Genomic DNA, 22,508 nt, shown 5'->3' with positions numbered 1-22,508 from the left:
GACGACAAGGGGGAGTTCCCATGGCCGACATCACCCGCCGCGCCGGCTGGCGCCATCTGCGGTCCGCGCCCACCGCGTACATCCGCCACCACCGGCGCGGACGCCTCGTCCACGAGGGGACGGGGCTGAGCTTCTGGTTCCGCTCGCTGTCGGCCGCGCTCTCCGAGGTGCCGGTGAACGACCGGGAGCTCGCGATGGCGTTCCACGCGAGGACCGCCGACTTCCAGGACGTGAGCGTGCAGTCCACCGTCACGTACCGGATCGGCGATCCGGAGGCCGCGGCCACCCGGCTCGACTTCTCGATCGATCCGGACACGGGCGCGTGGCGCGGGGCGCCGCTGGAGCAGATCGCCACGCTGCTCACCGAGACCGCGCAGCAGCACGCCCTGGACGTCCTGGCCCGCACCCCGCTCGCCGCCGCCCTTGTGGACGGCGTGGCCGCCGTACGGGAGCGGATCACGGACGGGCTCGCGGCCGAGCCCCGGCTGCCGGCCACAGGTATCGAGGTGGTGGCGGTGCGGGTGGTGGCGATCCGTCCGGAGCCCGAGGTCGAGCGGGCGCTGCGCACGCCCGCACGCGAGCAGATCCAGCAGGAGGCGGACCGGGCCACGTACGAGCGCCGGGCCGTGGCCGTCGAACGCGAACGCGCCATCGCCGAGAACGAGCTGGCCAGCAAGATCGAACTGGCCCGTCAGGAGGAGCAACTCGTCGAACAGCGCGGCACCAACGCCCGCCGCGAGGCGGAGGAGAGCGCCGCCGCCGATGCCGTACGGGCGGAGGCGGAGGCGGTGCGGAAGGTTCGGCTGGCGCGGGCCGAGGCGGAGGCGGCGCGCGAGGTCGGCGAGGCGCGGGCGGCGGCGCAGGCGGCCTGGCTCCGGGTGCACGAGGAGGTCGACGCGGCGACGCTGCACGCCCTGGCGGCGACCCGGGCCGCTGAGAACCTGCCCCGGATCGAGCACCTGACGCTCTCGCCCGACGTGCTGACCGGTCTTCTGGCGAAGCTCGGTGGCGGGACCGCGTCGTGAGCCTGGCGCCGCGCGCGGTGCTCGTGCACCGCACCACCGAGTACGAGGAGCTGCTCGCCCGGCACGGTACGCACGGGCAGGCCGCGTTCTTCCTCTCCAGCCGGGGCCGGGGCATCGAGGACGTACGGGGACGGCACGAGCGGACCCGGCGGGCGCTCGCGGAGGTGGCGGCGGCGGTGCCGCTCCAGTGGCGGCAGGCCCGGGTGGAACGGGCGGATCTGGACCGTTTCCTGTTCGGCCCGGAGGACGTGGTCGTCGTGGTCGGGCAGGACGGCCTGGTGGCCAACGTCGCGAAGTACCTGACCGGGCAGCCGGTCATCGGGATCGATGCCGATCCGGGGCGAAACGCGGGGGTCCTGGTACGGCACCGGGCGGCGGCAGCGCGGGCGTTGCTGCCGGCCGCGGCCAAGGCAGCGGCGGAGGAACTCACGATGGTGGAGGCCGTCACCGACGACGCGCAGCGGCTCCTCGCCCTCAACGAGATCTACCTCGGCCCGCCCGGCCACCAGACGGCGCGCTACACGCTGGCCGCGGAGGACCCGGACCCGGCGCCCGAACCGCAGGCGTCCTCGGGCGTCCTGGTCGGCACGGGTACGGGCGCGACGGGCTGGCTCCGATCCCTCTGGCAGCAGCGCTCCAGCCCGCTGCGTCTGCCCGCGCCGACGGACCCGCGCCTCGCCTGGTTCGTCCGCGAGGCCTGGCCGTCCCCGACGACGGGCACGACGCGCGTGGAGGGGGTGCTGGGCGCCGGGCAGTCCCTCCGTCTGACGGTCGAGTCGGACCGTCTGGTCGCCTTCGGCGACGGGATGGAGTCGGACGCGCTGGAACTGACATGGGGCCAGACGGTACGGGTGGGGGTGGCCGACACGGCGCTCCGCTTGGTGGGGTGAGGCGCGGAGCGGCCGGGCCGCGCGCGGCGGGCGGGCGGCGCGCGGCGGGCGGGCGGCGCGCGGCGGGCGGGCGGCGCGCGGCGGGCTTCCGGAAAGCATCGCACCGGACTGCGGCGCCCTCGCGCGCGGAGCGGCCGGGCGGCGGGCGGGAGGCGCGCGGCGCGCGGCCGGAAAGCATCGCACCGGACCGCGGCGCCCTCGCGCGCTCGTTATGCTCGGGGCGCTTCGCACGGATCGCCCGTGTCCGTCGCCCCGTCACCACGTGCCCCGTCGGCTGCCGAAGGGACTTCCATGGCCTCCCCCATCACCGGCCGCCTCCACGTCTCCCCCGCGCGCCTCGACGACTGGGAGGTCGTGCGCGACTGGGCCGCGGCGGAGGGGTGGAATCCGGGGGTGGCCGACGCGCCCGCGTTCTTCGCGCAGGACCCCGAGGGGTTCTTCCTCGGACGGATCGACGGGGAGCCCGTCTCGGCCATCTCCGTCGTCAACTACAGCGACCGGTACGCCTTCCTCGGCTTCTACCTCGTCCGCCCGGACCGGCGCGGCCTCGGCCACGGCCTGGCGACCTGGCACGCCGCGCTGGCGCACGCCGGCGAGCGGACGGTCGGCCTCGACGGAGTACCGGACCAACAGGACAACTACCGCAAGTCCGGCTTCTCCACGGCCTACCGCACGGCACGGTACGTCGGGGAGGTCCTCACCCCCGACACGCCCACCGCCGCCTCGGCCGCCCCGGACGTCGTCCCGGCCCACCGTGTCGACCAGGACGCCCTCGCCGCGTACGACAGCGCCTGTGTGCCCGCCGACCGCCCCCGATTCCTGGCTTCGTGGCTGACCACGCCGGGCCATCGTGCTCTCGTCCGTGTCGTCGACGGACGCCTCAGGGGCTACGGCGTGGTGCGACCGGCCCAGGAAGAGGCCCGCATCGGGCCCCTGTTCGCGAACACGCCCGACGACGCGGCCGTACTCCTCGACGCGCTCGCGGCCGAGGCCCGCGCGTTCGGCTCGGCGCGGATCGCGGTCGACATGCCGGAGGCGAATCCGGAGGCGGCCCGCCTCGCCCTCGAGCGGGGCCTGGAGGCGACGTTCGAGACGGCGCGGATGTACACCGGACCGATCCGGCCGTACGCGCGAGAGCGGGTCTTCGGCGTCACCACCCTCGAGCTCGGCTGACCGCCCTCACTCCGACCTCGCACCCCTCCCCCACCCCCACCTCCCGCCCCTCCCCCACCCCTCTCGGGGGGTGACAAGGGTTTTCCCCGTATCGGGTTCATCTCGCCGTTCCCTACTGTCTGCCGCACCGGCAGATCCCATCCCCCGAACCGCACCTGTCAGGTGCATGTGGAGAGGTGGGTGGTGTCCGCCGGTGACGGCCTTGACCCGGGCCGTCGCGCCGGTGGCGGCGCACGGGCCCCCCAAGCCCAAGGGACCGGCGGACCGCGAACCCCACTCCGCACGCCGTTCCCGCGCCGCCGCCACTGCTCCGCACCTACGTCGTGCTTGAAAGGGAACACCTTGAACAGTTCCAGGCGGAGAGTCATATCCGTCGTGGTCGCGAGCGCCGCGATCCTCGGCGCCGCTGCCACCTCCACCGGGGCGTTCGCCGCCGCCCCGGCCGCTGCGACCCCGAAGCCGGCTCCGGCTTCCCAGGCGATGACCGCGCTTCCCAGCGCCCCGGTCGAGAAGGTCATCGTCACCTACAAGTCCAAGACCGCCGAGGCCGGTTCGAACGCCGCCGCCAAGAGCGACGCGGCCGCCAAGGGCGCCGAGACGGGCGAGAGCCTCTCCTTCGAGCGCCGCCTCGCCGGCGGTGCCGCGCTGGTCGACCTGGGTGACAGCGCCACGAAGCAGGACGTCGCCGAGGTCATGGACGCCTTCCGCGCCGACCCCTCGGTCGCCTCCGTGGAGCCCGACATCCGCGCGTACGCGATGGCGGTCACCCCGAACGACACGGACTACGCCAAGCAGTGGGACCTCTTCGAGGCCACCGGCGGCATGAACGTTCCGCCCGCCTGGGACAAGACGACCGGCTCCGGTGTCACCGTCGCCGTGATCGACACCGGCTACGCGGCCCACTCGGACCTGGCGGCCAACGTCGTGTCCGGCTACGACTTCATCTCCACCTCCGCCGACGCCCGTGACGGCAACGGCCGTGACGCGGACGCCAAGGACGAGGGCGACTGGAACGCCACCGACGGCGAGTGCGGCACCGGCTCCAAGGCGTCCAACTCCTCCTGGCACGGCACCCACGTGGCCGGCACCATCGGCGCGGTCACCAACAACACCAAGGGCATCGCGGGCATCGCGTACAACGCGAAGATCCAGCCCGTGCGTGTCCTCGGCAAGTGCGGCGGCTCCTCCGCGGACATCGCCGACGCCATCACCTGGGCGTCCGGCGGCACCGTGCCGGGCGTCGCGGCCAACCCGACCCCGGCGAAGGTCATCAACCTGAGCCTGGGCGGCGCCAGCTCCACCTGCCCGAGCGTCTACCAGACCGCGATCAACGGCGCCGTCTCGCGCGGTACCACCGTCGTCGTCGCCGCGGGCAACAGCAACGCCAACGCGTCCGGGTTCACGCCCGCGAACTGCTCGAACGTCATCACCGTGGCGTCGACCAGCCGCGAGGGCAACCGTTCGTTCTACTCGAACTACGGCACCATCGTGGACGTGGCGGCCCCGGGCGGCGAGACCCGCCGCGCCACCGACACCCCCGGCACCATCACCACCCCCGAGAACGGCATCTACTCCACGCTGAACTCGGGCACCACGACCCAGTCGGTCGAGAACTACAAGCCCTACCAGGGCACCTCGATGGCCGCGCCGCACATCGCCGGCCTGGCCGCTCTGCTGAAGTCGGCGAAGACGAGCCTCACCCCGGCCGAGATCGAGTCCGCGATCAAGTCCAACGCCCGCCCGCTGCCCGGCACCTGCACCGGCGGCTGCGGCACCGGCATCGCCGACACCGCGAAGACGGTGGACGCCGTCACCACCACGACGCCGCCGGTCGGCAACGTGTTCACCAACGCGACGGATGTGGCGATCTCCGACAACACCACCGTGTCGTCCTCGATCGCCGTCACCGGCCGCACCGGCAACGCCCCCGCCGCCCTCAAGGTCGGCGTGGACATCAAGCACACCTGGCGCGGGGACCTGGTCATCGACCTGATCGCCCCCGACGGCACGGTGCGCAACCTGAAGGCGTCCAGCGGCTCCGACAGCGCCGACAACGTCCTGACCACCTACACGGTCGACGCGTCGAGCGAGGTCGCCAACGGCACCTGGAAGCTGCAGGTCCGCGATGTGGCCTCGGGTGACACCGGCTACATCGACTCCTGGAGCCTGACCTTCTAGTCACCACCTGAACCACCCCCCACATCAGCATCATTGCTGGTCAGCGACGCGCTCGTGGTCTACACCACGGGCGCGTCCTGGCGTGGTGCCCGGCATCCGTTGTCCGTATGCCGGACAGGAGGCCTGGACTGCGCCGGTACGCTCCGTATTCTCTGCCCCACGGGGCTCACGGGCCGGGCCCGAGCGCCGGAGGGTGGTGGACACGTGACGACAACACACCGTCCTGCGCCAGTGGGCCGGGAGGAACTGCTCTCCCGCCTCGAACGCGTGCTGCACACACGCGGGCGCGCCCTGCTCACCGGACCCGCGGGCGTCGGCAAGACCGAAGTGGCCCTGGCGGAGGCGGCACGCGCGGAGTCCCGCGGCGAGACCGTCCTGTGGCTGGCGACACTTCCGGCCGACCGTGACATTCCGGGCGCGGTGGCAGCCGCACTCGTGGCCTCCGCGGCCTCGACGGTCACCTGGCCGGGCGTGGCCGCCCCCGGCACCCTGCCGCCATCCGGCCCTGAGGGCCTTCCCGGGCCCGGGACACCGGCCGGCGACCGAGGCGTCCCCGCGCCGCGCACCGACCGCGCGTCCGGCGGTGACCCCACGGCCGGCGCGGGCGGGCCCGGACCCTCGGGCCACGCCGTCGGTGCCGTCACCGCCTCCGGGGTCTTCGACGGGCTGCCCGGACCCCAGCGGACCGCCGTCGCCATGCTGTGCCGCGAGGCGCCGCTGCACGACGGCGGGTGGGACCCGATCGCCCTGCGCCTCGGCATCGCCCAGATCCTGCGCGCCCTCACCGCGCGCGGCCCCGCCCTGCTCGTCGTCGACGGTGTGCAGCACATCGACGCGGACAGCGCCGATCTGCTGCGCTTCGCCCTGCACCTCGCCCCGCCCGCGCTGCGGGTCGTCGCGGTCGAGACCCCGGAGGCGTACGGCTCCGAGGACGTCCACGACACCCACCTGTGGGTGCCGTCGGAGGCCGACATCCTGCTCGTGCCGCCGCTGCACGCCGACGAGATCGCCGCGCTGCTCATCCACCACCGGCTGCCGTCCCGGATGGCAGGCCGCATCCACAAGGCGAGCGGCGGCAACCCCCGCCTCGCGCTCGCCGTGGGCCGCTCACTGGCCGACGCGCGCACCCCCGTGCACCACGCCGAGGCGCTGACCCTGTCCGGGCGGGCCCGCGACCTGGCCCGGCAACTCCTCGGCACGGCGCCGCCCGACGTCCGCAAGACGCTGCTGTTCGCCGCGCTCGCGCTGCGCCCGACCGCGGCACTGATACGCCGGGCGGGGCGGCCGAACGCGGAGGCGGACCTCGCGGCCGCCGAGCGCGCCGACCTGGTCTCGCTCGCCGAGGACGGCACGGTGGCCTTCACCGCCGGGCTGCTGCCCTCCACCCTGGTCCACGACGCCTGCTGGGCCGAGCGCAGCGCCGGGCACGCCGCGCTCGCCGAGGTCGTCGACGACTCCGTCGAGGCGGTACGGCACCGGGCGTTGGCCACCGACATTCCCGACGAGGCCCTCGCGGCCGAGGTCGCCGCGGCCGCCGATCTCGCGCGGCGCCGCGGCAACAGCGCGCTCGCCGCCGAACTGGCCCTGCTCGCCGCCGAGTCGACACCGGTCCAGCACGGTGCGCAGCGGATCACGCGGCTCGTCGACGCCGCCGAGGAGGCCGCCCGGGCCGCCCGGGCCGACCTCGCGATGCGGGCGGCGACCGATCTGCTGGCCAGGGACGCCGCCCGGTCCGACCGGGTCCGGGCCCGGCTCGCCGTCCTCGACACCGCGGGCCAGGGGCTGACCGGGCTCGACGAGATGTACGTGCACGCCATGGAGGACTCCGAGGGGGACACGGCGCTGCGGGCGGGCGTGCTGCTCCGACTGGCCGTCAAGTACGTGCTGGCGGACGGCGATCCGCTGCGCTCGCGGGCCGCGGCCGTCGAGTCCGCCGCGCTGGCCGCCTCCGTGGGCGATCCCCGGACGGCCGCCCAGGCCCTGACCGTACAGGCGCGGATGGACCGGGCGCTCGGCTGTTCGGACGCGGAGTCCGTGCTCGCGCAGGCGCGTGGTCTGGAGATGGCCGAGCGTCCGCTCGGAATCCGCAACGCGGCCCAGATCCTGACCATCCGGCACACGCTCTTCGACGACCGGCTGACCGACGCCCGCGACCAGCTGAACGCGCTCCTGCCCCTGGTGCAGCGGCGTGGCTCGGTCGAGGACACGATCGAGCTGTTCTCGACGCTCGCCGCGATCGAGTCCCGCCTGGGGGCCTGCCCGGCGGCCCTCGTCCACGCGGGCCAGTCCCTCGCGCTCACCCTGGAGGCGGGCCTCTCCCCCGGTCCCGCGTGGTACACGCTGGCGCTCGCGGAGACGGCCGGCGGCAGCTTCGGGCGGGCCGCGAGCTACGCCCGGCGCAGCGTCCAGGCGTCGGAGGAGGAGGGCGACCGGGTCTTCCTCTCCCGCAGCCTCTACGCACTGGGCCGCGTCCAACTGGTCAACGGGGACGTCGCCTCCGCCCTGGAGACCCTGCGCCGGGTGCAGGCCAACGAGCGGGCCCAGTCGACCGTCGATCCGTCGATGCTGCGCTGGCACGAGGAGCTGGCCGAGGCGCTGCTCGCCAACGACGCGGCGCGGGAGGCGGCGGACCTGCTGGCCGAGGTGCGGCCGGTCGCGGAGCGGCTCGGCCGTACGACCGTACTCCTGGGCTGCGACCGGGCGTACGCGCTGTATCTGGCCGCCTGCGGGAAGACGGACGAGGCCGCGGAGCTGCTCGCCGGGACCGCCGAGCGGTTCGCCGAGGCCGGACTGCCGCTGGAACACGGCCGGGCGCTGATCGCGCTGGCCCGGGTGGAGCGGCGGCGTCGGCGCCGGTCGGCGGCGCAGAGCGCCCTCCAGTCGGCGGCGGTCGTGTTCGAGCGCGCCGGGGCGGCGCCCTGGCTCGCCCTGGCGAGCGAGACGCCCGCGGGGGAGGACGCCCTGCCGGCGCTGTCCTCGCTGACGGACGCGGAGCTGCGGCTGGCCCATCTGGTCGGGCAGGGCGCCAGCAACCAGGAGGCGGCGGCCAAGCTGTATCTGAGCGTGAAGACGGTCGAGGCGCGCCTCACCCGCATCTACCAGAAGTTGGACGTCCGCTCGCGGGCGCAGCTGGCGACCGCGCTCCGCGGCTGAGGCCAGGACCGAGGCAGTCGCCCCGTCAGACGGTCAGGCGGCGACCCCGGTCACCCAGTCGCTCGGTCACACCGTGAACGGCTTCTGGCGCAGGAACGAGGGCGATGGGCTTCCCGTCGTGTAGAAGTTCGGGCTCTGCGTGGCGGGCAGCTTGCTCTGGATCGCGCGGTGGAAGGACCGGTAGCGGCCCCGGAAGGCTCCTTCGTTCCACACCTCGAGGAGGGCCTCGGTGAAGGCCCCGTTGACCGGGCCGTCGGACGCGAACTGGTTGTCCTGGCACGCCGAGATGAGGATCGCGTCCGGGCGCGCCCCGTCGCCGTCGGGAGCGGCCTTCCTGAGGGAGCGCTGCAGCTCCTCGAAGAACCCCTGGTCCCGCTCGTAGATCTGCTGCTGCTTCGGTTCGGGCATCAGCCGGATCCCGGTTTCGGGCTGGGGTCCGCCGGGGAGCTCGATGCCGCTGCCGCTGTGGCAGCAGTCGAGCAGGGCGAAGATCCGGACTCCGTCGGCGAAGCCCCGGAACTCGCGGTCCAGCTCGTCGTCGAGGAACTGCCGGTCGTAGAGCACGAGGGTCTCGTCGAGTTCGTCCGGTTCGTCGTCCTGCCCGGTGACGTCGGGGACCTGTCCACCGTGACCCGAGTAGGTGAAGAGCAGGATGTCGTCGGGGGCGAGCTTTCCCGCCGCCTGGCGCAGCGCCGCGGTCACGTTGTCGACGGTGCACTCGGCGGTCAGCAGGACGGTGTCGGAGTAGCCCGCGGCGCGGGCCAGCCTGGCCATGTCACGAGCGTCGTTCTCGCAGGCCACGAGAGCGCCGTCCCAGCCTTCGTAACGGTCGGGGTCGACCTTGTTGAGTCCTACGTGGATGGACAGTCCGGTGGCCATGGGGTGCCTCCTGGGGGGTGAGGGAGGGAGGCTCCGGGGGCGGCTGATCGAGTGGCCTGCGGCCCGGTGCCGAGCGCGACCCTTCATGCGCGGTACTTACATCGTATGAAACCGACCGATCCTCCGCCCTCTCCACCGGCCCCGCGGGCGGGTGGGCCGCGCCGAGACCCGCTCGTCGACCGGACCGGTTACGACGAGGCCTTCCTCGGTCCCGTCGTGCCGCTGCCGCTGCCCGTCCGCACGTCGGTGGAGACGGTGATCCTGCCGTACACCCACTTCACCGTCGTCTTCCGGCCGGACCGGCGGCTCGCCGCCTCGACCGCGGTGTGCATCGAGGGCGGGCAACTGGCCGAGGACGTACCCCGGGAGGACGCCTGGGAGTACGACCCGCGGCTGCCCGCGGAGCAGCAGGCCGGCAACGAGATCTACCGGAACAACAGTCTGGACCGGGGGCATCTGGTGCGCCGGCTCGATCCGGTGTGGGGCCCCGCCGCGGTGGCGGGCCGGGCCAACACCGACACGTTCCACTACACGAACGCCGCACCTCAGTCGGATCTGTTCAACCAGGGTAAGCGTCTCTGGCAGGGGTTGGAGAACTATCTCCTGGATCACGCGGCCGAGTTCGACCGGAGGCTCACGGTCCTCACAGGCCCGGTTCTGCACGACTCGGACCCGCCCTACCGGGGGGTGCAAGTGCCGCTGCGGTTCTGGAAGGTGGCCGCGTTCATGCAGGACGGGGCGCTGGCGGCGACCGCTTACGTCCTCGACCAGAGCCCGGACCTGAGCCGCGACGCCGAGCGCGCGCTCGCCGGGGCGACGGCGGGCGCGCCACCGCCGCTCGGACCGTTCCGGACGTACCAGGTGCCGGTCTCGGACGTCGCCGAGATCACCGAGCTGGAGTTCGGGCCGCTGCCCGATGTCGATCTGATGCCGTCGTGGCGGGCGCCGGAGGACCGCTGGCGGCGGCTGGAGTCGTTCGACGACATCGTGATGCAGGGCTGAGCCTGCCGTCGGCCGGGCCCGCGGATCGCCCGTTTGCCACGCTCCCTGCCCGGTGAAACGATTGTGCTGACAGCTTTCGGCCAGTCAGATCAGTCCGTCCCGCGCTCCCCCGGAGGGACGGCCGGGCAGGTGCGGTATGCCGCTCACCGAAACGGAATGGGGACTCGTCACCAGCTGGGTGCGGGAGTACCTTCTCGACACCCCCGATCCGCTCACCCGACTGCGGCAGAGTGGGCTCTCGCAGGATTTCGTGGCGGATCTCGTACTCACCCCCGACCGCGACGAGAACGCGCGACTGGTCGTACGGGCGGCCCGCCAGGACGTCGCCCACCAGCGCCGGCTCCTCGACGTACTGGCCGGGGTCGACGCGCTCACGGGCGCGGGCAACGCCGAGGCGAGGATCCTGCTGACGCGGCTGCGGGAGGACGAGGCGGTGCTTCACTCCGCCCAGGACCCCTTCCGCACCCTCGTCCTCGCGAACGGGACCCAGGTGTTCATCGACCGGAACGGGCTGCGCGAGAAGCTCCGCGCCTTCATCGCCGATCCGGAGCAGTCGGTGCTGGTCGTGGACGGCGAGCCCGACAGCGGGCGCTCGTACTCGTACCACCTCATCCGCCATCTCGGGCAGCACTGCGGCTTCCGTCCGGTACGGGTGACCCTCTCGCGCACCTCGACGGCCGCGCGCCTGGTGGAGCGCCTCGACGACTTCGTGTCCGGTCCCGGGGCGGACCGGACGCCGTTGAACCCCACACAGTTGAACGATCCACTGCCCGCGATCGACGACGCCGTGCACCGGATCGTCAGCCGGGCGACCGCGGCCGAGGAGCGCTTCTGGCTGGTGCTGGACGAGTGCGACCAGCTCGATCCCAACGCGGACGTCTGGGACTGCATCGGCAAGCTGGCGCTCGCCGTCTACGAGCACACACCGGTACGGAGGGAGGCCGTGCCCCGGCTCGTGCTGCTCGGCTACTCGCCCACGATGCGCCAACTCCCGTACGACATACGCAGGAACGAGTGCCGGGACACGGCCCGTGCCGTCGGGGAGGACGATCTGCGGGAGTTCTTCCGTGAGTTCTTCACCCAGGAACACCCCGGGTCGGACAGCACGGCGGTGCCCGCGCTCGTGGACGTGGCGGTCGCCGAGGTCCTGCGCGCCGTCGACACCCCTGGTTCCACGGACAGTTACATGCGCCGGGTGTGCACGGCGGTGGAGGAGACCGTACGGCTCTCCCGCTCCCTCGTCCCCGACGGCGACCTGAGCGGAGTACTGGACCGGGCGATACGGGACACGACCGAGGAGACCCCTCCCGAACTCCCCGCACTGCGCAGGGCCTACCGGGAGGCGGCCTGTCTGCTCGACGCGTTCGACCCCGCCCGCCTGCGGCTGCCGGACGAGAACCGGCCCACGGGGCGGGCCGCCCTCGCCCTCGTCGACGACTGCACGGCCCTGCCCCCGCACCCCTCCCAGTCCTGGACGCTCAAGCCGGAGGTGCGTGAGCGGACGCTGAGCGGACTCGCGGGCCCCGAGGCCGCCCGGCGAGCCCTGGAGGCCAACATCGGTCTCGTCCCGGACGGGCCCGGCGCCGAGCGCACCGCGCTCGCCCTCCTGTCCGGCGCGCCTCCCGCACCGGAGCCGCACGACATCGAAGCTCTCGCGGACACCCTCCAGGCCGTACTGTGGCTGAACCGGGTCCCCGGCACGACGGGGCTGCCCGAGGTCGACGACGTACAGCACCGCCTGGAACGCGCACGGCTGCTCCAGCCGCTGGAGCGGCTGATCCAGGGAAGTTTCCACGGGCGGCAGCGCGAACTCGACTCCCTGCGTGCCTACATCGCACTGCCCGCCGAGCCGGCCGAGCCCCCCGTCCTCATCCACGGCGTGGGCGGCGTCGGCAAGAGCACCCTGCTCGCCAAGTTCCTCGTCGACAGCCTCCGCGACGCGCCCACCGGATTCCCCTTCGCCTTCATCGACTTCGAGCGGCCGACGCTCTCCATCCACGAACCCTCCACCGTGATCGCCGAGGCCGCCCGCCAGCTCGGCATCCAGTACCCGGACCACCGCGCCGCGTTCGACGCGCTCGCCGACGAGTGCGAGGAGACCGCCGCCTCGCAGCGCGGCGAACGGAACCAGCTGGACGAGTTGTTCACGCTCTCCACCACCCGCGCGACCCTCGGCCGTGACTACTCCGCCGGGTTCCACGCCCGGGCCAGCGCCCGCGAGCAGGAGCTCGCGGGGAAGGTGGCCGCGCTCGTCGCCGAGGCGGTGCACGACCCGGCCGGAGGGATGGACCCACCGCTGGTGATCGCCGTCGACTCCTTCGAGGAGGCCCAGTACCGTGGCTCGCCGGCCATCGCCCGCATGTGGGCGATCTGGACCGCGCTGCGCGCCGCCTATCCACGGCTGCGGTTCATCGTCTCCGGACGGGCCCCCATCGACCATCCCGCCAGGGTTCTCACGCCCCGCACCATGGAACTCGGCGAACTGGACCAGCAGGCCGCCGTGGAACTGCTGATGTCCTGCGGGGTGGAGGACGAGGCGGTCGCCCACGACCTCGTCGACCGGGTCGGCGGCCATCCGCTCAGCCTGAAGCTCGCGGCCCGGACCGCGGTACTCATGGGCGCGCGGTCCGAGTCGCTCGGCGACCTCCTGACGAGCCTGCCGTCCCGCAAGCGCTGGTTCCACCACCAGGTCGACCAGCTGCTCATCCAGGGCACGCTGTACGACCGCATCCTCAAACACATCGCGGACGACGCGGTCCGCGCCCTGGTGCAGGCGGGGCTGGCGCTGCGGGTCATCACCCCGGAGCTGATCCAGGACGTCCTGGCCGAGCCGGCCGGACTCCTCGTCGCCTCGCCGCAGGAGGCCCGCTCCCTGTTCGGGCGGCTCGTCTCCCGGCTCGACCTGATGGAGTCGGCGGGGCCGCAGGCCGTCCGGCACCGGACGGATCTGCGTTCGATCATGCTGCGCCTCTCCGACAGCGCGCGTACGGATCTCATGCGCGCCGTCGACCACCGCGCGGTGGAGTACTACGCCGCCCGCGAAGGCGCCGCCGCACGCGCCGAGGAGATCTACCACCGGCTCCGGCTCGGCCAGAACCCCCGTGCGGTGGAACGGCGTTGGCAGCCCGGCGTCGCCGGACACCTGACCGGCGCCGACCGGGACATGCCGGCGCGTTCGGCCGCCTTCCTGCTCGGGAAGATCGGCGGACACGTGCCGGACCGGATCATGGCCGAGGCCGACCAGGAGGACTGGGAGCGGATCGCCGCCCGTGAGGTCGAGGACCTGCTCACCCAGGGATACGTGGAGTCCGCCGCGGAGCGGCTGGCCGAGCGCCGGCCGTGGACGCCGTGCAGCAAGCTGCACGGGCTCCTGGTGGAGACGCTGGCCAGGTCCGGTCGGACCGCCGAGGCACGGGAGACCGCCGAGCGGGCCGTGGACCGGGCGGGCGAGGCCGGGTGTGCGGAGACACAGCTGGAGCTGCTCCAGCTGTCGGCACGACTCGCCCAGGACGAGGGCGACTTCGCGGATGCCGACCACGACCTGCAGGAGGCGGAGGACATCGCGGCGGGCCTCGGCCTTGCCCTCGAGTCGATGGGCATCCTGGTGGCCCGGTCGCGAGTGGCGGCGCTCTCCGACGAAAGCTCCGGCGAGATGGACGCCCGCCTCGCCGGCACCCTGCGTGACATGCCCGACGAGGAGCTGGCCCGGCAGCCCGCCCTGGCACGGGCCGCGGCCGCCACGGCGTCCCGGGTCGATCCACAGCTCCTGGAGCACACCCTGCGGCTCGTGGGGCTCCCGGCCGACGACGAGGCCGTGGTCGACGCTCTCGCCCGCTGGATCGAGACCGCCATGGCCGACGAACCTCAGCTGCGCGAACCCCTGACGAGGATCCTGGAGTCGGCGGCGGGAGCACCGCCGCGGGATGCCCCGACAGGTGCGGTTGCGGCGCCCGATGCGGTGGCGGCGCCCGGGATGCCGTTCGCGGCGGTGGAGCAGGCACTTATGGAGGCGCGCAGGCGCGGCACGCTGGACAGCCTTGCGTGGCGGGCGCTGATGCTGCGCGACCGGAGCGGTGATCTGGTCGAGGGCGTCGCGGCCGCCATGTACGTGGGTTGCCCGGCGCGCGGCCCCGTCGCGGAAGCCGGCGCGGGCAGGGCGGCCGGTACGGGGCTGTGGTCGCAGCCGCCGCCGGACGCGGCCGAGGCGGCGGTGCGCAGCGTCTCGTACCTCTCCCCCGAGGATGTCGTGCGGGTCCGCAACGCCGCACTGGAGGCGGGGCTCGCCGAGCACACCGTCCGGCCGCTGCTCTTCGCGGGCATCACCGCGCACTTCCGGGCGAGCCTGCCGACGATGGACAGCCCGCTGCGGCAGCTCCACTCCGACCTGCACACGATGAACGAGGTGGAGCGGCTGATCGACGGGACGGTGCCGCTGGAGGTCTGGCTGCGCAACGCCATCGCCCAGACGGTCGAGGCGGGCCCGCTCACCGTCCTGCAGCGCGCCCTCGACGGCGTGGCGCGCGACGCGGCCGGGGAGCCGGAACTGCCGGCGGAGGTGATGCCCGCCGAGACCAAGGAGGAGATCATCTTCCGGGACGACACCGTGCCGTTCGAGTTCCTGCACGGCGGCGTCCTGGCCGGGGCGTCGGTCGCCCGCATGAAGGTCCCGCCGTACGAGTTCGGCCGGCCGCAGCAGCCCGCCTACCCGCACGCCGGGACCGGCTGGCTCATCGCCCCGGGGCTGCTCATCACCAACCACCATGTGGTGAACGCCCGTACGCGTACGCCCGGCTCGCGGCCGCAGGTCGCCGAGGAGGATCTCCGACTCCAGGTGGTCAACTCCCGCTCGCGCTTCGACTACGGGGCCGACGAGACGGAGACCGAAGAGGTGACGGCGGGCGCCCTGCTCGCCTGGGACGAGGCGCTCGACTTCGCGGTCCTGCGGCTCGCGGCGGGGCTGCCTCCCCGGCCGGTGCTCCGGATCGCGTCCGCGCCGCTGCTGTTGACCGGTTCGGAACCGGTCGCGGTGAACATCATCCAGCACCCCGGCGGGCAGCCCAAGCGCGTGGCGCTGCGCAACAACCTCGTCTTCCAGGCGGACGAACGCGACGTCCGCTACTTCACCGACACCCGCAGCGGATCCTCCGGTTCACCGGTCTTCACCGACGACTGGACCGTCGTGGCACTCCACCGCGGCACCCGCCGGATGGAGGAGGTCCAGTACCAGGGCAGGAAGACGGCGTTCGTGAACGTCGGCACGCAGATGAGCCAGATCATGGCCCATCTGCGGGAGCACAGCACGGAGTTGTACGAGGAGATCACCCGGGCGCAGTCGGCGCAGGACGCGCGGAACCACGAGTGGGCCGCATGAGGAACTGAGAAGGAGGTGGCGGGAGATGCGGTACGGATCACCGGTCGCGACCGATCCCGAGCGGGTCTTCGACGATCTGAAGGGCGTCGCCGCGCGGGTGCGCGAGCACCTGGAGGCGGAGATCTCCGAGTCGGTGGAGGAGCTGCCGGCGGGCGGGGCTCCGGCGGGCCAGATCTCCCGCTTCGCGCAGGAGGAACGGGCCCGGGTGCTCGAGGCCGGTGTCAGCGGCCTGGAGAAGCTGGCCGGTGGCCGCGCGGACGAGATCGACGAGGACGAGTACTTCGGGGTGGAGGCGATCGTCCTCCTGGAGGGCAGGCCCGCGATCCTGGTGCAGGGGCAGGACTTCGCCGCGCAGGAGGGCGACTGGTCCGTGCTCGACGCCGGACGGGCGGCGATCCGCGAGTCGATCGCGCGCGTCGGCCGTGTCGAGGTGACCGGCCACCCGAGCCTGGACTGGGTCGGCACCGCCTTCCTGGTGGGCCCGGAGACGGTGATGACCAACCGGCACGTGGCGGTGGAGTTCAGCCAAGCCGAGGCCGCCGGCTGGTCCTTCCAGCAGGGCATGTCCGCGCGCGTCGACCCGGGCGAGGAACTGTCCGCGACCCCGGTGCCGGCCGCCGGCCCGCCCCCTTACGAGATCACCGAGGTGATCGGCATCCACCCGGACGTCGACATGGCGCTGCTCCGGGTCGCCCCGCCCGACGGAAGCACCCTGCCCACCCCGCTCGCCCTGGCCGCCGACGCGCCCGCGAGCGTCCCGGGCCGGCCGGTGTACGTGATCGGCTACCCGGCGTGGGACGGCCGCCGCAACGAGCCCGAGTCGATGCGGCGGATCTTCATGGACGTCTACAACGTGAAACGTCTGCAGCCGGGCACCGCGACGGAGTTCGCCCCCGGCGGCCTGGTCATGAAGCACGACTGCTCGACCCTGGGCGGCAACAGCGGCTCCCCTGTCTTCGACCTGACGGACCACCGCGTACTCGGCCTCCACTACGGCGGCCGCTACCGCCTCGGCAACGTCGCCGTGCCCCTGTGGGAGCTGGTCGACGATCCGCTGCTGGACCGGGCGAAGGTCAACTGGGTCTGAACGCCGGATTCTTCGCGAGGCGGTCAGACATCGGTGACGCGGGAAGACGGCCGGGCGGTCACACGCAAGCCCCCCCATCCCACCACTCGGCCACCCTCGCCGATCGCGACACGGCATGGACGCGCCGCCAGGGGTAAGTTAGGTTAGCCTTACCTCAGTCCAAGGAGGCGGATTGCAGTGCCTCCCCGACCGGAGCCGCCCCCATCCGTCCCGCACCGCGAGGAGTCACCTTGAGCGCCGCCACAGACATCGCCCCGGCCGAACAGACCGCGGCGGAGCACGTCCGTTCCGTACTGGCCCGGGCCGTCTCCCTGTCGCTCACCACGGACGGACGGGACTACGACCTGATCGGCATGCACTCCGTACGCGACAAGGGGCGGATCACCCTCCACCCCCCGGCGGACAGCCCGCTGGCCGCCCAGATCGCCGCCGCGCCGCGCGGTAGCCTCGCCGCCCTGCTGGAGTTCACCGACATCGCGCCGGCCTCGCTCCGCGACCGCGTGCGAGCAAGGGTGACGATCTCGGGCTGGCTCGCTCCGGCCGGTACGGAGGGAGACGACGCGCTGCGTCTCGACCTGGCGCGCGTGACACTGCGGACCGCGGCGGGCACCGAGGACGTCGGCCTCGACGAGTTCGCCCTCGCCGAACCCGACCCGCTCGCCGTCGAGGAGGCGGCGATGCTGACGCATCTCGCCGACGCCCACGAGGACATGGTGGCGGATCTGATCGTCCTCGCCGGGTCGCGGCTGCCGTACGGCGTCGTACGGGCCATGCCACTCGCGGTGGACCGGCACGGCATCACCCTGCGCTGCGAGTACCGAGAAGGCCACTGCGATCTGCGCCTGCTGTTCCCGGCCACGGCCCGGGACGCGGCCGAGGCCGGAGAGCGGATCCGGCAACTGCTCACGGCGCCCCGATGCGCGCACCATCGGCACCCTTCCCCGCGACCCTGACCCCATCGAGTAAGTGGCCGCCCGGATCTTCGACCCCGCCGCCGTCCCACCCGCGGTCGGCGACGAGGTCGGCCTCCGCGTCCACGGCACAGCCCGCGCCTTCCCGCCCGCCGACCCCCCACGTCCGCCGTGACGACTGGCGGTCCGCTCCTGCGGCGCGATGATGGAGGGGACCTGTGCGTCCGCACCGTAGATGTGCAGCGGTTGTGTGGTGGCTGCGGGGTGGAGGAGGGATGCGGTCTGGATGAGCGCGGCGGCCTTTCCCCCTGCCGGCCAGGACCCGGCGAGCGATGAGCTCGCCGTGGAACCCGGCGGGCTCCTCGACGTACTCGGGGTGGCCGCCGTCGTACTGGACGAGACGGGGCGGATCGTCCTGTGGAGCCCGCAGGCGGAGGCGATCTTCGGATATCCGGCGGCCGAGGCTCTGGGCCGCCCGGCCGCCCGGCTTCTGGTCGAGGAGAGCAACCGAGAGCAGGTCATGACCCTGTTCGCCCGGGTCATGTCGGGCGGCGGCCCCTGGGCCGGTGTCTTCCCGGTCCGCCACAAGGACGGCCGTACGATCCCGGTCGAGTTCCGCAACACCCGGCTCCAGGACGACCAGGGGCGGCTCTACGCGCTGGGGCTGGCCACGGACGGGGCCACCGTGAGACGCGTGGAACAGGACCTCGCCCTGTCCTCCCGGCTGGTCGCCCACTCCCCGATCGGCCTGGCCGTGCTGGACCTCGACCTCCGGTTCGTCCTGGTCAACCCGGCGCTGGAACGGATCGACGGCCGGGCCGCCGGCAGTCATCTGGGCCGCACCTTCCGTCAGGCGGTCGCGTCGCCGGACGCCGACGCACTGGAGTCGGCCCTCCGACACGTGCTGGAGACGGGGGTTCCGGTCCTCTCCTGGAGCGTGCGGGGACCCGTCCGCTCCGGCGCGAGGGAACAGGTCTGGTCGATGTCGCTGTACCGCCTGGAGACCACGGGACAGCGCGTCGTCGGGGTCGCCGCCTCGGTCATGGACATCACCGACCAGCACCACGCCGGCCTCGCGGCCGCACGCGCCAGGCGCCGCCTCGCCGTGATCGCGGACGCGTCCGAGCGCGTGGGCACCACCCTCGACCTGGACCTGACCGCTCACGAACTGGCGGATCTGGTGGTGCCGGAATTCGCCGACATCGCGGCGGTCGACGTCCTGGAGGACATCCTGACCGGTCCGCACCCCGGAGGGACGCGGGCCTCGGGGCCCGCCGTGTTCCGCGCCCTGGCGGTGAAGGCCGCGTACCCCACCCCGGCGCAGGAAGCCGCCGACCCGGTCGGCGAACCGGCCCGCTACGCCGCCGAGCGGCTGGTCACCCAGTGCGCCCGTACCGGCCGCCCGGTCCTCGTCGAGCATGTCACCGACAGCGACCTGTCGCGCATCGCCCGTGCCGGATCCGCCGCCGAACTCCTACGGGAAGCGGGCGTCCACTCCTACCTCGCCGTCCCCCTGCGCGCCCGTGGCGTCGTCCTCGGCGTGCTCGACCTCAAGCGCGCGCGCAACTCCCTGCCGTTCGACAAGGACGACGTCCTGCTGGCCGGGGAGCTGGCGGCCCGCGCGGCGGTCGCCATCGACAACGCCCGCTGGTACCGGCACCAGAGCCAGGCGGCCCTGGTCCTCCAGCGGCATCTGCTGCCGCACGGGCCGGCCCGGCTGAACGGACTCGACGTGGCCTATCGCTATCAGCCCGCCTCCGCGGCGGTCGAGGTCGGCGGGGACTGGTTCGACGCGATCCCGCTGCCGGACGGCAGGACGGCCCTGGTCGTGGGCGACGTGATGGGCAGCGGCATCAACGCCGCCGCGACCATGGGGCAGGTGCGCACCGCGGCCCGCACGCTCTCCGGGCTCGGTCTGTCGCCCGCCGCGATCCTGACCCAGCTGGACCGGACCATCGCCGATCTGAGCGAGATGGCCACCTGCGTGTACGTCGTCTACGACCCCCGCCGGGGCAGCTGCCGCATCGCGAACGCCGGCCATCCTCCGCCTGTCCACGTCCCTTCGGGCCGGGCGCCCGTTCTGCTCGAGCTCTCCACGGGCGCGCCCCTGGGCGTGGGCGGCGTCCCCTTCGAGACCGAGGAGATCCCGTTCGCGGCGGGTGACGAGCTGGTGCTGTACACCGACGGCCTGGTGGAGACCCGTGACCAGGACATCGATGTCCGGCTCGCGGCCCTCACCGACCTGCTCGGTCAGTCCTCCCTCCCCCTGGAGGAGACCTGTGACCTGCTGCTCGGCACGCTCCGCGGCCCCGACGACCATGACGACGTCGCGCTGCTGATCGCCCGGGCCAAGCCGCGGTCCGGCACCGCGGACGGCCGGGAAGGGGAGGCACCGTGAACGAGACGCCCTTCCCCGGTGACAGCCTCCTGCCCTTCCCCGAGAACACGGCCGGTGCCCTGCTCGACGCGCGGGGGAGGATCATCGGCTGGACACCGGAGGCCCGGGCGCTGCTCGGCCGGTCGGCCGCCGACGTCGTCGGCCGGCCGGCTCGCGTACTCCTCGCGCACCCCGCGGCCTGGCCGGCGCTCGCGGAGGCGTACGCGCGGGGGGCCCGGGAGGGCGAAGCGGTGCTGCGGACGGACCGGGGCGAGGACGCACCGATCGTCTTCCGCACGTTCGCTCTCACCGACGACGGCGAACACGACGGTACGGCGGCCGACGGGGCAGGATGCCTCGTCCTGGCCGCCCCGGCGTCCATGGCTTCCCGTTGGCACCAGGACCGCGCGTTCGTCAGGGAGCTGTTCCTCCAGGACCGTGTGGGGCTCGCCGTCTTCGACTCGGGGCTGCGGCTCCTGCGGACCAACACCCACCTCCTGCCCTACACCGGAGTGCCCTCCGATCTACGGGGCCGACGCCTCGGCGACTTCCTGTGGCCCGGAGACGCGGCGGCGGTCGAGGAGAAACTGAACCAGGTCCTGCGCACCGGCCGCCCCCTGATCCGGGTGCAGGAGGTCCTGCGCACCATCGAGGATCCCGCCGGAGGGGTGGTCATCGCGATCTCGGCGTTCCGGTTGCAGGCCCCCGACGGGCAGGTCCTGGGGGTCACGGCCCTCTTCACCGACGAGACCGAGCTGCGCCGTTCGAGCGAGCGTCTGGCCCTGCTGCACCATGCCACGGCCCGCGTCGGCGGTTCGCTGTCGGTCCGGGACACGGGCCGGGAACTGGCCAAGGCATTGGTGCCCGGCCTCGGCGATCTCGCCGTCGTGGACATCGCGGACGCGGTCTCCAAGGGCGACGAACCGGTGCCCGACCCGGAAGGGCGTCTGCTGCTCCGCCGTACCGCCGTGGCGGGGCGGCCCGCGGCCGGCCCCGCCACCACGGACGTCGGCCTCGTCGTCGTCCACGACGACGCCGACACCACCGACGACACGGACACCGGCGGCTACCCCGTGAGCATGACGGCCCCGCTGCGCGCCCGGGGGATGGTGCTCGGCCGGGTGTCCCTGGGCCGGCACGCCGACCGAGGCCCGTACGAAGCGGCCGACCGGGACCTGCTGCGCGAGGTCGCCGACCGTGCGGCGCTCGCTCTGGACAACGCCCGCCGCTTCACCCGCGAGCGCCGCGCGGCCGTCGGGCTCCAGCGCAGCATGCTGCCGCCCACGCAGACCGAGACGGTCGCGGCGTCCACGTCCGGCGTCTACCTCCCGGCCGACACCACGACCGGTGTCGGCGGGGACTGGTTCGACGTGATTCCGCTGTCCTCCGCGCGTGTCGCCCTGGTCGTGGGGGACGTCGTCGGCCACGGCCTCGCGGCCACCGCCACCATGGGCAGGCTCCGCACGGCCGTACGCACCCTCGCGGATCTCGACCTCGAACCCGACGAACTGCTCGCCCACCTGGACGACCTGGTCTCCCAACTCCTCGCCGAACCGGACGAGACGGAGAGCGAGGACGGCACGGACGACACCGACGACGACCAGGACGACGGCCGGCGCATCGGCCACCCCTCCTCCCCCACCGGCGCGACCTGCGCATTCGCGATCTACGACCCGGTCTCCCTGCGGTGTGCGGTGGCATCCGCCGGCCATCCACCGCCCGCCGTGGCGGACCCGGAGGGCAATGTGTCGTACCTTCCGGTCGACCCCGGTCCCCCGCTGGGTGTCGGTGGTCTGCCCTTCGAGACGACGGAGGTCCACCTGACCCCCGGCAGCGTCCTCGCCCTGTACACCGACGGACTGATCGAGAGCCGCGACGGCGACCTGGACGCGGGCATGAACGACCTCGCCGGCCATCTGGCCCGGCCCGCCGCCCTCGCGGGGCCCCTGCGCGAACTCGGTCGTGAGATCGTCGCGGGCCGCCCCGCCGACGGACTCGGGGACGACGTCACCCTGCTGCTCGCCCGCACTCGGGCCGTGCCGGCCGAGGACGCGGTCTCCTGGCCGATCGACGCCGATCCGGCGGCGGTCGGCACCGTACGGGAGGCCGCCACGACGCAGCTGCGCGCGTGGGGACTCGAGGAGCTCGTCTTCACCACCGAGCTGGTGCTGAGCGAACTGGTCACCAACGCCATCCGGTACGCGGGTGGGCCGATCGACGTACGGCTGATCCGCGCGGGCCGGCTGATCTGCGAGGTCTCCGACCCCAGCGCCACGCACCCTCGGATGCGACGGGCACGGCTGACCGACGAGGGCGGTCGCGGCCTCTATCTGGTCGCCCAGCTCGCCACCCGCTGGGGCAGCCGCTACAGCCGGAGCGGCAAGACCATCTGGGCGGAGCAGGAGTTCCCCCCGCCCACGGAGTGACGCGCATCCGCCGAGCCCGGAACGGGCCCGTCGGGT

The 22,508-nt window shown here is 73.4% G+C and carries 12 protein-coding genes; 11 read left to right on the top strand and 1 reads right to left on the bottom strand.

The window, feature by feature from the left end; translation table 11 throughout:
* Positions 1 to 20 precede the first annotated feature (20 nt).
* The 5 genes from ABZ939_RS10010 to ABZ939_RS09990 all read left to right on the top strand — a co-directional run bounded on the left by ABZ939_RS10010 (position 21) and on the right by ABZ939_RS09990 (position 8,419).
* Entirely contained in the window at positions 21 to 1,025 is a 1,005-nt protein-coding gene (locus ABZ939_RS10010) for an SPFH domain-containing protein (RefSeq protein WP_361851239.1), read from the top strand.
* A complete protein-coding gene (locus ABZ939_RS10005) occupies positions 1,022 to 1,915 on the top strand; it encodes a hypothetical protein (protein ID WP_361851237.1) in 894 nt (297 codons plus the stop codon). The genes ABZ939_RS10010 and ABZ939_RS10005 overlap by 4 nt, the downstream gene beginning before the upstream one ends.
* A 291-nt stretch (positions 1,916 to 2,206) precedes the next feature.
* Positions 2,207 to 3,088 carry a GNAT family N-acetyltransferase gene (locus tag ABZ939_RS10000; RefSeq protein WP_361851235.1) on the top strand — a complete coding sequence of 294 codons (882 nt, stop codon included), beginning with the start codon at positions 2,207 to 2,209 and terminating at the stop codon, positions 3,086 to 3,088.
* Positions 3,089 to 3,568: 480 nt separating this feature from the next.
* Complete coding sequence (locus ABZ939_RS09995) at positions 3,569 to 5,266, top strand: S8 family serine peptidase (protein ID WP_361851321.1); 1,698 nt, start codon at positions 3,569 to 3,571, stop codon at positions 5,264 to 5,266.
* Between the two features lie 204 nt (positions 5,267 to 5,470).
* On the top strand, positions 5,471 to 8,419 hold the full coding sequence (locus ABZ939_RS09990) for a LuxR C-terminal-related transcriptional regulator (RefSeq protein WP_361851233.1): 2,949 nt from the start codon (positions 5,471 to 5,473) through the stop codon (positions 8,417 to 8,419).
* A gap of 66 nt (positions 8,420 to 8,485) precedes the next feature.
* On the opposite strand, the gene ABZ939_RS09985 is transcribed toward ABZ939_RS09990, so the two are convergent.
* Entirely contained in the window at positions 8,486 to 9,298 is an 813-nt protein-coding gene (locus ABZ939_RS09985) for a caspase family protein (protein ID WP_361851231.1), read from the bottom strand.
* A gap of 105 nt (positions 9,299 to 9,403) precedes the next feature.
* On the opposite strand from ABZ939_RS09985, the gene ABZ939_RS09980 reads away from it, so the two are divergent.
* The 6 genes from ABZ939_RS09980 to ABZ939_RS09955 all read left to right on the top strand — a co-directional run bounded on the left by ABZ939_RS09980 (position 9,404) and on the right by ABZ939_RS09955 (position 22,472).
* The gene (locus ABZ939_RS09980) at positions 9,404 to 10,300 is read left to right on the top strand and encodes a DNA/RNA non-specific endonuclease (RefSeq protein ID WP_361851229.1); all 897 of its coding nucleotides are present in this window, start codon (positions 9,404 to 9,406) and stop codon (positions 10,298 to 10,300) included.
* A gap of 136 nt (positions 10,301 to 10,436) precedes the next feature.
* Positions 10,437 to 15,671, top strand: a complete 5,235-nt coding sequence (locus ABZ939_RS09975) for a trypsin-like peptidase domain-containing protein (protein WP_361851227.1) — start codon at positions 10,437 to 10,439, stop codon at positions 15,669 to 15,671.
* 25 nt (positions 15,672 to 15,696) lie between these two features.
* The gene (locus tag ABZ939_RS09970) at positions 15,697 to 16,758 is read left to right on the top strand and encodes a serine protease (protein WP_361851225.1); all 1,062 of its coding nucleotides are present in this window, start codon (positions 15,697 to 15,699) and stop codon (positions 16,756 to 16,758) included.
* 230 nt (positions 16,759 to 16,988) lie between these two features.
* Complete coding sequence (locus ABZ939_RS09965) at positions 16,989 to 17,711, top strand: DUF2470 domain-containing protein (protein ID WP_361851223.1); 723 nt, start codon at positions 16,989 to 16,991, stop codon at positions 17,709 to 17,711.
* A 244-nt stretch (positions 17,712 to 17,955) separates the two neighbouring features.
* Positions 17,956 to 20,067, top strand: coding sequence for a SpoIIE family protein phosphatase (locus tag ABZ939_RS09960; protein WP_361851221.1), 2,112 nt, complete (start codon positions 17,956 to 17,958; stop codon positions 20,065 to 20,067).
* Complete coding sequence (locus tag ABZ939_RS09955) at positions 20,064 to 22,472, top strand: SpoIIE family protein phosphatase (protein WP_361851219.1); 2,409 nt, start codon at positions 20,064 to 20,066, stop codon at positions 22,470 to 22,472. The genes ABZ939_RS09960 and ABZ939_RS09955 overlap by 4 nt, the downstream gene beginning before the upstream one ends.
* Positions 22,473 to 22,508 lie beyond the last annotated feature (36 nt).

Origin of the sequence: Streptomyces sp. NPDC046712 (assembly GCF_040645695.1) — a bacterium.
Taxonomy (GTDB): Bacteria; Actinomycetota; Actinomycetes; order Streptomycetales; family Streptomycetaceae; genus Streptomyces.
The sequence above is the reverse complement of the archived record's forward strand: the minus strand, read 5'-3'. Positions and strand labels throughout refer to the sequence as shown.

Excerpts from the sequence above, each read along its gene's own strand:
- ABZ939_RS09960 (WP_361851221.1), top strand. The coding sequence starts at position 17,956 with ATGAGCGCGGCGGCCTTTCCCCCTGCCGGCCAGGACCCGGCGAGCGAT.
- ABZ939_RS09975 (WP_361851227.1), top strand. The coding sequence starts at position 10,437 with ATGCCGCTCACCGAAACGGAATGGGGACTCGTCACCAGCTGGGTGCGG.
- ABZ939_RS09980 (WP_361851229.1), top strand. The coding sequence starts at position 9,404 with ATGAAACCGACCGATCCTCCGCCCTCTCCACCGGCCCCGCGGGCGGGT.
- ABZ939_RS10000 (WP_361851235.1), top strand. The coding sequence starts at position 2,207 with ATGGCCTCCCCCATCACCGGCCGCCTCCACGTCTCCCCCGCGCGCCTC.
- ABZ939_RS09970 (WP_361851225.1), top strand. The coding sequence starts at position 15,697 with ATGCGGTACGGATCACCGGTCGCGACCGATCCCGAGCGGGTCTTCGAC.
- ABZ939_RS10010 (WP_361851239.1), top strand. The coding sequence starts at position 21 with ATGGCCGACATCACCCGCCGCGCCGGCTGGCGCCATCTGCGGTCCGCG.
- ABZ939_RS09995 (WP_361851321.1), top strand. The coding sequence starts at position 3,569 with ATGACCGCGCTTCCCAGCGCCCCGGTCGAGAAGGTCATCGTCACCTAC.
- ABZ939_RS09985 (WP_361851231.1), bottom strand. The coding sequence starts at position 9,298 with ATGGCCACCGGACTGTCCATCCACGTAGGACTCAACAAGGTCGACCCC.